This window comes from Actinoplanes sp. NPDC051633, from assembly GCF_040681735.1.
Classification (GTDB): domain Bacteria; phylum Actinomycetota; class Actinomycetes; order Mycobacteriales; family Micromonosporaceae; genus Actinoplanes.
In genome coordinates this window covers 1-13652 of sequence record NZ_JBFAZH010000070.1, presented here as the reverse complement: position 1 = coordinate 13652, position 13652 = coordinate 1, and the positions used below count along the sequence as shown (strand labels likewise).

8 protein-coding genes are annotated in these 13652 nt (G+C 72.3%); 3 read left to right on the top strand and 5 right to left on the bottom strand.

The features are described from left to right. Positions 1–59: 59 nt before the first annotated feature. Positions 60–4205 carry a hypothetical protein gene (locus tag AB0M20_RS06920; RefSeq protein ID WP_364294968.1) on the top strand — a complete coding sequence of 1382 codons (4146 nt, stop codon included), beginning with the start codon at positions 60–62 and terminating at the stop codon, positions 4203–4205. Position 4206: 1 nt separating this feature from the next. On the opposite strand, the gene AB0M20_RS06915 is transcribed toward AB0M20_RS06920, so the two are convergent. After that, entirely contained in the window at positions 4207–4950 is a 744-nt protein-coding gene (locus AB0M20_RS06915; protein ID WP_364294965.1) for a class I SAM-dependent methyltransferase, read from the bottom strand. A gap of 48 nt (positions 4951–4998) precedes the next feature. Here AB0M20_RS06915 and AB0M20_RS06910 point away from each other — a divergent pair, with 48 nt between their 5' ends. Next, complete coding sequence (locus AB0M20_RS06910; RefSeq protein WP_364294962.1) at positions 4999–6162, top strand: cytochrome P450; 1164 nt, start codon at positions 4999–5001, stop codon at positions 6160–6162. Here the strand turns inward: AB0M20_RS06910 and AB0M20_RS06905 are convergent. From AB0M20_RS06905 to AB0M20_RS06895, 3 genes are read right to left on the bottom strand one after another with little or no spacing between them, the layout of a single operon-like run. Next, the gene (locus AB0M20_RS06905) at positions 6104–6772 is read right to left on the bottom strand and encodes a DUF998 domain-containing protein (RefSeq protein ID WP_364294959.1); all 669 of its coding nucleotides are present in this window, start codon (positions 6770–6772) and stop codon (positions 6104–6106) included. The genes AB0M20_RS06910 and AB0M20_RS06905 overlap by 59 nt on opposite strands. Before the next feature lie 10 nt (positions 6773–6782). Next, positions 6783–7628, bottom strand: a complete 846-nt coding sequence (locus AB0M20_RS06900; RefSeq protein WP_364294955.1) for a SigE family RNA polymerase sigma factor — start codon at positions 7626–7628, stop codon at positions 6783–6785. Between the two features lie 56 nt (positions 7629–7684). Next, positions 7685–11206, bottom strand: a complete 3522-nt coding sequence (locus AB0M20_RS06895; protein WP_364294952.1) for a family 78 glycoside hydrolase catalytic domain — start codon at positions 11204–11206, stop codon at positions 7685–7687. 111 nt (positions 11207–11317) lie between these two features. Between AB0M20_RS06895 and AB0M20_RS06890 the strand changes: the two genes are divergently transcribed. Next, positions 11318–12037 (top strand): MBL fold metallo-hydrolase, encoded by a 720-nt coding sequence (locus AB0M20_RS06890; RefSeq protein WP_364294949.1) that lies wholly within the window; start codon positions 11318–11320, stop codon positions 12035–12037. Between the two features lie 39 nt (positions 12038–12076). Here the strand turns inward: AB0M20_RS06890 and AB0M20_RS06885 are convergent, their stop codons facing one another. Further along, positions 12077–13600: a serine hydrolase domain-containing protein gene (locus AB0M20_RS06885; RefSeq protein ID WP_364294946.1), complete on the bottom strand. Its 1524-nt coding sequence runs from the start codon at positions 13598–13600 to the stop codon at positions 12077–12079. Between the last annotated feature and the right edge of the window lie 52 nt (positions 13601–13652).

The window sequence follows — 13652 nt, the reverse complement described above, 5'->3', positions numbered from 1 at the left end:
GCACCTCGTGACGCTAGGCCGACCTTACGCACGACCAGCGTGCGCGTCTCGAAGAGCTGATGCGCGGCACCAAGGCCGAACCCTTCCCGCCGGCCGAGATCGAGCGGATGCGGGCGTACCCGCCGGAGATCGCCGCCCGGATGATCGCCGCACGTGAGCAGGGCGCCAACGCCAACCAGCTCGAGGCCACGGCGATCGAACTGCACGAGCTGCTCGGCAAGGACCTCAACGAGGACCGGCGGGAACGCGTCATGGCGCTGTTCCGGCGGCCGGAGAGCGAGATCCGGGCGATCGACGCGGTCTACGAGACCAAGTACGGCCCGCCGGCGATGGCCCGGGACCTGAACCTGCGGCTCAAAGGGCTGCAGCTGGTGCGGGTGACCGAGCTCAGGTTCGGCAAGACCGCCCAGGCGGACGCCGTCGCGATCGAGGACAAACGTCGGCAGATCGAGGCGCTGAACAAGGAGGACGCCGAGGCGGCCGAGTTCGCCGGATACGGCCCCTCGGTCGGCGGATACGCGCTGATCATGAAGCAGAAGCGCGACGAGCAGCGGCGCAAGCTGACCGGTGGCATCACCGCCATCGTCGAGCTGAACAAGGCGGAAGCGCTCGCCGACCCGGCCAACGCCGGGCGAGGCGCGGGCGCGGCGGTCGCCGAACGGCTCGGCGCGATCATGGACCAGCAGCACGGCGACCCGGGCAACACGCTCGGCGCCGAGCTTGCCAGGACGCTCGGTAAGGAGGACGCCGCAGCGATCCGGGCGCTGACCGACCGGTGGAACGTGGCCGGCAGCGCCAACCTGATCGAGGCGGCCGCCGCGCAACTGGCCGCCGACGAGAAGGCCGGCAAGGTCAAGGCCTCCACCATCGTCGAGCAGCTGCGGTCGTTCCGCGAGCTGGCCCGGCGCGACCTGAAGATCGATGCCCCCAACCTGCCGCCGGACCGTCAGCAGGAGCTCCTGGCCGACCCCGAGGCGGCGGCGTCCCGGCTGGGCCAGCAGTACATCGAGCGGTACAAGCAGGCCTACGACCGGCTCCGCGACGGCGGCCGGTCGTTCGACCGGATCGTGACGAGCGCCGACGACGCCGACGAGCTGCTGATCGACGACCTGGTGGCCAACGGCGAGGCGTCCGAGGTGACCGAGCTGCGGCACGCCGTCGCCAAGAAGGACGTCGCCAAGGTCAAGGACATCCTGCGCGGGCAGAAGGACGGTGCCGCGATCGAGGCGCTGGTCAAGCGGTACAACGCCTCGGGCGAAGGCCGTGATCTGAAGAGGGAGCTGTTCGGCCGGACCGGCGACGGCAGCACGGCGGACGCGAAGCAGGCGCAGAGCAGCGAGTTCATGGCCGCCTTCGGCGGGCTGGTCCGCGCCCGAGACGCGGCGCAGGTGGGCGAGCTGCTCGACAAGCCGGCCGACTTCACGTCGGGTGCGCAGGCGGAGTGGCTCAGCAAGGGCGGCATCAACGAGTACGACGTGACGATGGCGCATCGCGGCCTGACCGGCGACGTGCGGGCCTGGGGCGACGACCCCGAGACGCAGCAGCTGCTCAAGCGCACCCGCGACGACCTGGAGAAGATGAACCAGCGGTTCGCCGCCACCACCGATCCGGGTGAGCGCGAGCGGCTGCTGCGGGAGATGCGCCGGCTGCGTGCCACGCTGACCGGCGACGCCGACGCGTACGAGGCGGACAACGCCCGCGTGCTCGCCGAGATCCAGGGTGCGCTGAGCTTCGCGGTGTCCCTCGCGCTGGCCTTCGCGATTCCCGGCGCCGGCGCCGGGCTCGCCGCGTTCCTGCAGACCGCCGCGCTCAACATCGCCGCCACGGTGGCGAGCAACTTCGTGATCAAGATGGGCGACTACGGCTGGGACGACCTGAAGGCGGATGTGCTCGGCGGGGCGCTGGGCGCGGGCGGCGCCAAGTTCGGCGAGGAGCTGATGGGCCGCGTCGCCGCGGCGGTGATGAAGCCCGCGGCCAAGGCGACCGCGGGCGCGGCCGCCAAGTCCGGCGTGACCACCGTGCTCTCCCGCGAGGTCGCCGCCATGACCGGCGCGGGCGAGAAGATCGTGATCGAGGCCGCCGAGTTCGAGGTCAAGGCGGCCGCGGGGGCCGCGGCGAAGACCTGGCTCGAGGTCGGCGCGCGCGAGGTGGGCGGCTTCGCCGGCGGGTTGTACGCGCCGAAGGTGCTCACCGGCGACTACGGGCTGACCATGGAGGAGGTCCTGAAGGCGCTGGCCGGAACCCTCGCCGGCAAGGCGGGCGGCAAGTACCGGGATCGGGCCGCCGCGAAGAAGAAGGCCGCCGAGTCCACGCCCGAGGCCCCCACTCACGAGGACACGGCCGAGCAGCGGCCGGACGAGGACGGCGCGCTCCCCCAGGACGGCGTACCCGCGCCCGCCGCCTTCCATCCCGAGCCGGCGCCGGCCAACGCGGACGTCTTCGGGCCGCGGTCACCGAAGCAGATGCTGCTGGACAACGGCATCCCGCCGGCCAGCGCCGAGGGCTTCCAGCAGGTCGCCGACGTGCTCAACGTGGTCATCAAGGTGCGGCCGACGAACACCGCATCGCTCGACGTGCTGGCCGGCGGCGGCGTGGCCAAGCCCGAGCTGATCAAGGCGAAGACCGTCAACCGGGTCGACCTGATGATCGGCGGGCCGCACGACGGGCTGGGCAAGGTCGGTTTCTTCGAGCCGACGATGCCCACCAAGGATGTGCTGGACGTGCTGCTGCCGGCCGAGCGGGCGGCGATCGACGCCCGGCACGCCGAGCGCTCGGCCGAATTCAAGAAGTACAGCGAGGAGTACGCCGGGCTGGCCAAGGACGGGATCCTGCGGATGGAGGGCGGCGTCCTCAAGATCGTCGACCCGCTGACGGGCGACTTCAACGAGATCGGCGGCGACCACGATCTGTTCGAGATCACCGGGCCGGACGGGCAGCCGCTGAACGACCACGTGCGGCGCGGGGTGATCAACCAGCTGCGGTCGATGGGCATCAACGTCGAGCACGGCGACCACACCAGCTGGAAGAAGGACAGCCCGGACAGCCACGACCCGAAGGCGGACTCGGGGATCCGGCAGAAGCACGAGACGTCCGAGCCGCTGGTCGCGTTCCTCCCGAAGAGCCAGCCGCGCGAGGTGATGGCCGGGGACGCGGTGGCGGGGCCGGCGCGCACCGAAGGCCCGGGCGACCGCCATCTGCCCGCCGAGGACGGCCGCGTGGTCGACCCGGCGAACGAGCGGGGCGAATCGCCGATGATGGGCCGCAGCCGGCCGGCGCCGCGCGGAACCAAGACCGACCCGCAGTCCGATCGCATCGCGGCGCGAATGCTGGAGGTGCTCCACAACGACTGGCCGAGCGCCTCACCCGATCAGCGCGCGGATCTGCTGATCGGCGCGGTCATCGCCGAGTTCCCGGAAAGCGGCCTCCTGCGACCGAGCGGCCGGGCGGTGGACGGCGACACCTCGCAATTCCTGGCCGGCCGGTGGCAGATCGACATCGGACATCTGGCTCTGTTCACCGACTACCCGACCATCGCCGACTTCGCGGCGGCGACCGAACATGCCCGTCACGAGGTGGAACACGCACTGATCGAGTTCCGGATCATCCGACTGGAGTTGACCCGGACCGGCATCAAGCCCGCCAAGCTGGCGGCGAAGTGGGCGGTCCACAAGGACGCGGTCCACGGAGCGGTCAAGGCCAACGCGTCGGGCGCGGAGCCGCTCGGCAAGCTCACCGAGGCGGGCCGGAAGACCGAGGAACTCCACGAGCTGATCCGCGGCCGGACGAAGGCCGCCGACTACCGCGCCACCGTCGAGGGGGCGACCGCCGCCGTCGAGGCCATCGCCGCGGCCGAGGCCGCCCACAAGCAACAACCCACGCCGGAGACGCAACGGGCACTGGACGACGCCGAGAGCGCCGGCCGGGACATCATGACGAGATACGAGAACCTCGCCGACGAGGTCCAGGCCAACCGGGTGGGCAAGCAGTTGCAGGAGTCGATCCTTCGACTCCATGACCCGACCGCGCGGCTGGAAGCCGCTCGGAAGGTCCTCGAGCAGCAGGCGGATTGGCTCCGGCAGGCGATCGACACGGGCCTCGCGCAGGAGATCAGGGACAGCCTGACCGAGGCGGTCGCCGCGTCGAACAGGTTCATCGCCCAGGCGACGGAGATTTTGAACGGGGGCGGTCCCGACCCCGAGGACTGAATCAGGCCCGGCGCAGGACGAGGGTGGCGAAGCCGAGGACGCCGCGGTAGCCGCGCAGCCACTGGTCGCGGTGCTCGCGGGCCGCCGCCAGCGCCTCCACCGCGTCCGGGTGGCCCGGGTTGTCGAGGGCCCAGCCGGTGAGCGAGCCCACCCACGACCACTCGTAGTCGTCCCACTCGGCGGCGTCGCTGACGTGCGCGTACACCGGGGTCCAGCCGCCCTTCTCGGCGACGTCCACCAGGCCGGCCAGGTCGGTGAAGTCGGCCGGGCCGGCGTCGAGCGCGGCCAGCGCCGCCGAGGTCGGCGGGACCTGCCAGAAGCCCTCGCCGACCAGCAGCACGCCGTCCGGGTGCACGTGGCGGCCGGCCAGGTCGAGGGTGCCGGCGAAGCCGTCGAACGCGTGCGTCGAACCCACGCACATGACCAGGTCGTGGTGGCCGTCGGCGACGAAGGTGCGGGCGTCGCGCTCGTGCAGCGTCAGCCGGTCGGCCAAGCCGCGCAGCGCGGCCGCCTCGGCCGCGCGCTCCATTGCGTACGGGCTGAGGTCGACCCCGTCCGCGTGCCCGTCCGGCAGCAGCGCCAGGCACTGCAGCGCCCACGCCGCCTCGCCGCAGCCCAGGTCGAGGATCCGCGCCGCCGGCTGCCGGTCGGCACGCCGCAACAGCCGGTTGACGCTGACCCCGGAGATCGGGGCCGCGATCGGGTGATGCGAGTGCGCGATGCTGCTGAGTCGTTGACGATCCACTCCACAAGTGAACACCAGCCCGCCCGCGAACCCGGCATACTCCGATGGATGGCCATCGAAGAGGTGCTCACCGACCCGGCGTTCCGAGCCGACCCGCATCCCGTCTACGCGCAGTGGCGCCGCACCGGACCGGTCCGCCTGGCCCGCCTCCCCAACGGCCTCGACGCGTGGCTGGTCACCCGCTATGACGACGCCCGCAAAGCACTGGCCGACCCCCGCCTGTCGAAGGCCGTCCACGCGGTTCCCGGCGGCTCGGTCAACGCGGCCGTGTCCCACCACATGCTGGCCGTCGACCCGCCCGACCACACCCGGCTGCGGCGGTTGGTGTCGGCGACCTTCACCGCACGGCGGATCGAGGCGCTGCGCCCGCGCATCGAGCAGATCACCGACGAGCTGCTGGACGGGATGGCCGGCCGCGAGCAGGTCGACCTGATCGACGCGTTCGCGTTCCCGCTGCCCATCCAGGTGATCTGTGAGCTGCTCGGCATCCCCTCCGACGACCGCGACGACTTCCGCGCGTGGTCCAATGTGCTCGTCAACGGTGCTCAGTTCGACAAGGAACGGCCCGGCGCGCTGACCGCGATGATCGCGTACATCAAGGCGCTGATCGCGCAACGGCGCGAGACCCCCGGCGACGACCTGCTCTCCGGCCTGATCGGTGTCCGCGACCAGGAGGACCGCCTCACCGAGGACGAGCTGTCCTCGATGGTCTTCCTGCTGCTGATCGCCGGCCACGAGACGACGGTCAACCTGATCGGCAACGGCGCGCACGTGCTGCTCACCGACCGGTCCCGGTGGGAGCGGCTGCGCGCCGACCCGGGCCTGCTGCCGAGCGCGATCGAGGAGTTCCTCCGGTTCGAGGGTCCGGTGGAGACCTCGACGTTCCGCATCGCCACCGAGCCGCTGGAGATCGGCGGCACCACCGTGCCCGCCGGCGCGGTCGTCCTCGTCGTGCTGCTCTCGGCGAACCGCGACGAGCAGCGCTTCCCCGGCGCCGACGACGTGGTGCTCGACCGGTCGCAGAACCCACACCTGGCCTTCGGTCACGGCATCCACTACTGCCTGGGCGCGCCGCTGGCTCGGCTGGAGGCGCAGGTGGCCTTCACCAAGCTGATGGACCGCTTCCCGGATCTGCGCCCGGCCGGCGCGGATCTCAGCTGGCGGCCGGGAATTCTGATCCGAGGTCTGAGCTCGTTGCCGGTGCGGCTGTAGCGGCTCCCTCCGGCGACCGGTCCGGGCCGGTCGCCAGGGTGGCGCTCACCAGGCCGATCCAGCCGAAGCCGGCGAAGAGCGCGACCCGTTCCAGCAGGCCGCTCGGCGCGCCGGGGAGCACGCCGCCCGCGTCCAGCAGCACCAGCACGCTGCCGGCCACGAACGACACCGCCATCACCGCGGCCACCACCAGGCCGGTGCGACGGCGGCCGATCGCCTGCCCGAGCAGCGCCGCCGCCGCTGTCCCGGCGACGCCGAGCACCACCGACACCAGCTGATGGGCGGTGCCGACGAAGGTCCGGACCGGCGTCACCCCGGGCGGGTACCCGATGCCCGGGTCGGTGCGGAGGACGGCCAGCGCCATCAGGCAGACGCCGCAGAGCAGGATCAGGCGGGCGGCCGTCACCCTGCGCAGGCCGATGGCGCACAGCACCAGCCACACGCCGCAGAGCGCCAGATTGAGGTCGTTCAGCAGGCCGCCCGGGCCCAGCGACAGTTGGCTGATCCAGTTGCGGTTGGGGTCGTAGCCGGGACGGGTGTGGCCGGCGACGGTGACGAAGGCGATCATCTGCACCGCCGCCGCGACGCCGCCGGCCACCAGCCATCTCATCCGTCCATTGTCACCCGGCGGCCGGTTGCGGATCGCCGATGGGCAGCTTGGTGCCGTCCTCGTCGGCCGCGGCCCAGCCGGTCAGCTCCGGCGCGCCGGCGAACTTCCCGTTCGCGTCGCTCTTGATCTCGGACGGGCTGTACTGGTCGAACGGGAACCAGAACATGACGATGTCGGGGTCCTCGCTCCACACCGCGGTCTCGGCGGTGATCGTCTTCCCGTCCTTCTTCGCGGTAATCTTCTCGGCCGGGCCGACGAAGTAGCCGAACATCGGCTGGTCCTGCCCGTTGATGTTCTGCGGCACACTGATCGAGTGGAAGCCCGGCGTGCGGTCCGGCTCCATCCCGGACACGTAGCAGTCGTCGGCGTCGACCGCGCCGTCCGGCCCGGCCCAGCAGCCGCGGAAGCCGAGCGTGTCCGGCGCCTCGGCGCTCCGGTAGAAGGTGATGCCCAGCTCGGTGGCGACGTCCTCGACCGTCATGTCGAAGTAGTGGCGCATCACGACCACCATGCGTTCGCGCGGCGCCAGCGTGCCGAGGGCGGTGAGCAGCCACTGCTGTTGCACCACGCCGTCGGCCATGTCCCGCCGGCCGGGGAAGTCGGGCAGCTCCTCCTGGGCGGTCTCGCGGATCGGCCGCCGCCACTGGTCGGTGATGTGGTTGGCGAGCACGCGGCGCGCGTACGCGTAGGGGTCCTTGCGCCGCACCCGCGACCACGCCGCGTACGTGCGCACCAGCGCGGTCTGCGCCGCGTCCTCGGCCTGCTGATGGTGTCCCGTCAGCAGGTACGCGGCGCGGCGCAGCCGGTGGAAGCCCGCGGCGGCGAACTCCGCGAACTCGTCGTCGCTACGACTCATCGGTCGGTTCCCGTCCTGTCATGCTCAAGTGACGGGTGAGCCTTCCAGAAGGTTCGCTAGGTCGCGGTGAAGGAATACGAACCGGAGGGTACGAAGTAGGAGCCGCCGCCCAGCGCGACCGCCTCGGCCGGTGCCTCGCTCACCCCCTGCAGGCGGACGACACCGGTCGCGTTCGGCGGGATCGTCACCTGCAGCGTCAGCTTCCCGTCACCACGCGTCCACGAGCTCCGGGTGCGGCCGTACGCCGTGGTCAGGTCCGACGAGGCGCTGGTCAGGTCGCCGCCGGGCTGCGGCGCGATCAGCACCCGCTGGTATCCGGGCGCCGCCGGGGCGACACCGCCGACGGTCCGGTAGAGCCAGTCCCCCACCGAGCCGAGGCCGTAGTGGTTGAACGAGTTCATCCCCGGGTCCTGCAGCGAGCCGTCCGGCCGGATCCCGTCCCAGCGCTCCCAGATCGTGGTCGCGCCGCGGCTGTTCATGTAGCCCCAGCCGGGATAGTCCGGCTGTTGCAGGATCCGGTACGCGGTGTCGAGGTGCCCGTGCTCCGCCAGCACCGGCAGCAGCCCCTCGACGCCCATGAACCCGACCGACAGGTGACCGTCGCGGGCGGCCACCTTCGCGGCCAGTTTGTCGGCCACCGCCTGTGTCCGGTCCGCCGGGACGAGACCGAAGGCGAGCGCGAGCACGTACCCGGTCTGGCTGTCGGTGCCGACCGTGCCGTCGGGCCGGACGAACCGAGCGGTGAACGCCGCGGCGATCCGGTCCGCCAGATCGCCGTATTGCGAGGCGGAAGCGGTCCGGCCGGTGGCCGCCGCCATCCGCGACACCAGCCTTGCCGACCAGCCGAAGTACGCCGTGCTGGTGAGGTCGTTCGGCGTCGGGTCGTCCACGTTGAGCCAGTCGCCGAAGGTCTCGTGGTCGCGGATCAGGTCGGCCCCCGCGGTCGAGCGCAGGTAGTCGACCCAGCGGGCCATCGCCGGGAAGCTGCGGTCGGCGGGACGCAGGTCGCCGTACCGCTGCCAGACCTGATACGGCACGATCACGCCGGCGTCGCCCCACCCGGCCTTGCCCGCGCCGCCCAGCACGTCCGGCGCCACGTCGGTGAAGGCGCCGTCCGCGTGCTGCGCGTCGGTCAGGTCGGTGGTGAACTTGTCGAGCAGGCCGTGCGTGTCGAAGTTGAACGTCGAGGTGGCCGCGAAGGCGGCGATGTCACCGGTCCAGCCGAGCCGCTCGTCGCGCTGCGGGCAGTCGGTCGGGATGGACAGCAGGTTCGACCGGGCGCCCCAGACGATGTTGTGCTGGAGCTGGTTGACCAGCGGGTCGGAGGTGGTGAAGGTGCCGGTCTCCGCGCCGTCGGTCCAGGCGGCCAGCCCGGTCAGATTCTCCGCGGTCGGCGTGCCCGGGAAGCCGGTGATCTCCACGTATCGGTAGCCGTGCACGGTGAACCGCGGCTCGAAGACCTCGTCGGCGCCGGTCCCGGCCAGCGTGAACGTGTCGGTGGCCTGGGCCGCGCGCAGGTTGGCGGTGTAGATGGTGCCGTCGGCGTCGAGGATCTCGGCGTGCCGCATCGTGATCCGGGTGCCGGCCGGTCCGCGTACCCGGAGCCTGTTCCAGCCCGCGAAGTTCTGCCCGAGGTCGGCCACGAACACGCCCGGCTCCGGCTCGGTGATCGCGACCGGCCGGATCTCCCGCTGCACGGTCACGCCGGGGTCCGGCGCGGCGACCAGTTGCGGCTTCGTCGCGGTGGAGACGGTCACGGCGGTCCAGTCACGGTCGTCGGCGGGTACGCGGACCCGCGCGTCCTGGTCCTCGCCGGCGTAGAGGTCGTCCGCCCGGATCGCACCGGGGGCGGTCCGCCACGAACCGTCGGTGGCCACGGTGGCGGTGCTGCCGTCGGTGTATTCGACGATCAGCTGCGCCGAATACCAGGGCTGCGTGCCGTACCGCTGGCTCCCGGCGAAGCCGAGGCTCCCGGAGTACCAGCCGTTGCCGATCACCGCGCTCAGCGCGTTGGCTCCCCGCACGAGCTGCGCGGTGACGTCGTATCCGCGGTACTGCAGGCGCTCGGTGTAGTCGGTCCAGCCCGGGTCGAGCCGCTCGGCGCCGACACGGACGCCGTTGAGGTAGGTGTCGTGCAGGCCGAGCGCGGTGGTGTAGAGGCGGGCGCGGGCGACCTTGCGGTCGACGGTGAAAGCCTTGCGCAGGTGCGGGGCCGGGTTGGGCACCACGACCTGCCGTCCCCACGGGCCGCCGCCGTACGCCGCGGCCACCCGTGCGGCCGGCCAGGCGGAGTCGTCGAAGCCGGGCTGCTCCCAGCCGGCCGGAGCGGTCCGCGACGCGACCCATGACCCGTCGGTGACCACCGTGCCGAGCTGCATCGCGCCGAGCCGCGCGAGAACCCCCGCCGGCCCCGCCGTGGTGTTGACGGCGGCGATCGCGATCGTGTTCGACCCGGCGCGCAGGTCGACCTCGGCGGTGCTCGCCCGCTTCCACGAGTCGACCGCCCGGCGCGAGGTGCTCACCTGCGTGCCGTTGACCCAGACGTCCGCGGTGTCGTCGCCGGTCACCACGAGGGTGGCCCGCCCGGCCGCGGCGGCCGGGAAGGTGCGCCGGAAGTAGCGGGTCGCGGCGGGCACCTCGACGGCGGGATCGCCCTCCGGATACCAGATCCAGTTGGCGCCGTCGACCGACGCCCTCGCCGGCGCGCCGATGAAATCGGCCGTCCAGCCGTCGGTGAGGCCGGTGTCGAAGCGGGCACCGGAGCTCCACTGGCCCGGTTGCCCCTGGGTGTCCCAGACGCGGACCCGCCAGTGGTAGGTGCGGTTCGCCCGCAGGGCCGGTCCACCGTAGACGACGCCGGCGGACTGGTTGCTCGCCACCCGTCCGCTGTTCCAGACGTTCCCCGAGCCCGCCCGGGTGCCGACCTGGATCTGGTAGGCGCCCTGCGCGCCCGCGGTGAGGCGCCAGCCGAAGCGGGGACGGGAGGCGTCGATGCCGATCGGGTCGGTGCGGCGCTCGGTGGTCAGCCCGGTGACCGCGATCGGAGCGCGGGCGGTGGCGGCGGCGATGGTGTGCCGCCACGGCGCGATGCCGTAGGCGCCGAGGTCGCGGGCCGCGGTCCAGGCGCCGTCGAGGCTCTCGTTCACCTCCTGGGCGGCCTGCCAGGAGGCGTCGGTGACGATGTCGGTGGTGCCGGGGACGTGGATGCGGCCGACGACGCCGGCCGGTCCGGCCTCGTTGCGGGCGGCGAGGACGAGGGTGTTGGGCCCGGCCACCAGAGCGGCGGCCAGGTCCACCGAGGACGCCCGGCGCGGCTCGCTGCGAGCGAGATGGGTGCCGTTGAGCCAGACGTCGACGGCGTCGTCGCCGGAGACGACGAGCCGGGCGTCGTTGCCGGAGCTGGCCGGGACGGTGAAGGCGCGGCGCAGGAAGCGGGTGGCGGCGGGGGCACTCACGGCCGGGTTCCCCTCGGGGTACCACAGCCAGTGGGCCCCGCCGAGGGTTTGATCGCCGGCGGCGGCCGGGACCGGGGTGAGGGACATCGAGACGGCGGTGACCAGGTTGAGGGCAGGGTGCATCGTCGTTCCTCCTAGGTGGACTGCGGAGGTTTAAACGTTTCAAAGTGATGTCCTTCGATGCTATGTTGCGAAAGCCGCAGGATTCAAGGGGTCGCGTGATAGGCATGGAGGATGCTCACGCGACGTCAGTTGCTGTTCAGCGCCGGGTCCGGTGTGCTCGGGGTGGCGGTCTTCTCGGGGTGTTCCTCCGCTGACTCACCTCAGGCACCGTCCACGGCTCCGCCGCCCTCCCCAGCCGGCGGTGGCGGTGGCGGCGACTGGCGGCGCGTCAACCTGTCGTTCGTCTCCGCCTACCTGCTCGTGCGGGGTGGCGAGGTGGCGATCGTCGACCTGGGCACCGCCGGCTCGGCCGCCGCGATCGGCGACGGGCTCAAGGCGGCCGGCTCCGGCTGGGCGGCCGTCAAGCACGTCATCCTGACGCACAAGCACGGCGACCACGCGGGCGGCCTGGGCGGGGTGCAGCCACAGGTCAAGGCAACCTGGTACGCCGGCGAGGCCGACGTCTCCGGCATCACCTCCGAGACCGCGCTCAAGCCGGTCAAGGACGGCGACGAAGTGTTCGGCCTGCAGATCATCGGCACGCCCGGGCATACCGCCGGGCACGTCTCGGTGTTCGACCCGTCCACCGGGACGCTGGTGGCGGGCGACGCGCTACGCACGACCGACGGCCTGGCCGGCTCGGATCCGCAGTACACCGCCGACGCGGCCCAGGCCGCGGCCTCGATCAAGAGGCTGGCCGCGCTGGACGTCAAGACGATCCTGCCCGGCCACGGCGACCCGCTCAGCTCCGGAGCCGCCGACCAGCTCCGCAAGCTGGCCGCCTCCCTCTGAGCCGACGCTGAATCACGGCACCGGTATCGAGCTCCCCCGTTACGGCATGGGCAGAGTGTTGGGTCGCAGCGGCACGCGCATCGACGTGCCCCGGCCGGCCCGGGTGGTCGCGCCGTGGCGGAAGAGCCGGCCGCCGTATCGCAGCCAGTCGACGGCACCGCCCGCGCCGCGCAGGAAGTTGGCGCGCAGGTAGGCGGACGTGCCGTCCGGGTTCAGCGCGAGCACGTAATCCCTGCGGTAGAACGCGAATCGGCCCGCGTCCACGCCCTGCACGCGGAGGATCAGCTGGCCCGCGTCGGCGACCAGCTCGACGTCGAGGGCCGCGGTCGAGCCGTCGGGGCTGATCTGCTCGCTGTGGTAGGTGCCCGTGTACGGCGCCAGCTCGGCGTCGGACAGCGAGCGGGGCCTGGCCGGCAGGTTGTGCACCCCGGCGAGCCGGCTCAGCGCCCAGTCGTCGGTGAACAGCTCGGCGAGCAGCGCCGGCCCGGATTCGGAGTTCGTCAGCACGGTGAGCGCGAAGTCGCGGGCCGGAACCATCAGGAAGCCGGAGTGCTGACCGGCCCAGTCACCGCCGTGCTGCACGACCTTCAGCCCCTCGGCGGTGGGCCGCAGCATCCACGTGACGCCGAACCCGTCGGTCTCCACGAAGAGCGTGCCGCCCGGCCCGGGCCGCGACTGCATCCGCCGCAGCGACTCGCGGGAGAGCAGCGGCCGGCCTCGGCCGAGGTGGAAGTCCGCCCAGCGCAGCTGGTCGCGGGCGCTGGAGATCAGGCCGCCGGCCGGGTTGAGGCTGCGCCAGACGTGAAAAGCCGGCGGGTACGCGATCGGCTCACCGGACGGTCCCGGCACATGCGACGTCGCGACCGCCACTCCGGGCAGTTCGGACAGGGTGTAGGCACTGTGCCGCAGGCGCAGCGGGTCGAGCACCAGCGCCCGCACGGCGCTCTCGAACGTGCGCCCGGTGACCTTCTCGATCAGCCGGCCGGCGAGCCCGAGGGCGGCGTTGTTGTACGCCATCACGGTCCCGGGCGGCGTCAGCTGCGGCAGCTCGGCCATGGCGGCCACATACCGGGCGAGCGCGTCGTCGCCCTCGCCGGTGTCGAGGAAGAAGTCGCCGAGCCAGCCGGCGCTGTGGTTGAGCGCCTCCCGCACGGTGACCCGGGCGGAGGCGGCCGGGTCGGAGGTGCGGAAGTCCGGCAGATAGCTGCGGACCGTGCGGTGCAGGTCCAGCCGGCCGCGCTCGACCAGCCGCATCACGGCCGTGCCGACGAAGGTCTTGCTGGTCGAGCCGACCCGGAAGACGGTGTCGGCGTCCACCGGCTCGGGATCGTCGACGTTGGTGATGCCGAAGCCACCGGTGTACGCGGCTCCCCGGTACCGCAGGCCGTACGCCACGCCGGGGATGCCGTACGCGGCCATGCCGGCCTGGATCTTGTCCTCCAGCGCACGCACGGCCCGCGGCTTGGTGGCCGCCGACGCGACGGCCGGGCCCGCGAGGAAAGTCGCGGCGCCACCGGCGGCGCCGGCGCCGAGCAGGGCACGACGAGACATCGAGACAGACATAGGCCTCACTCTATGCGGCCGGAGCCAGTCGCCGACGTCTAGAAGCCGATCG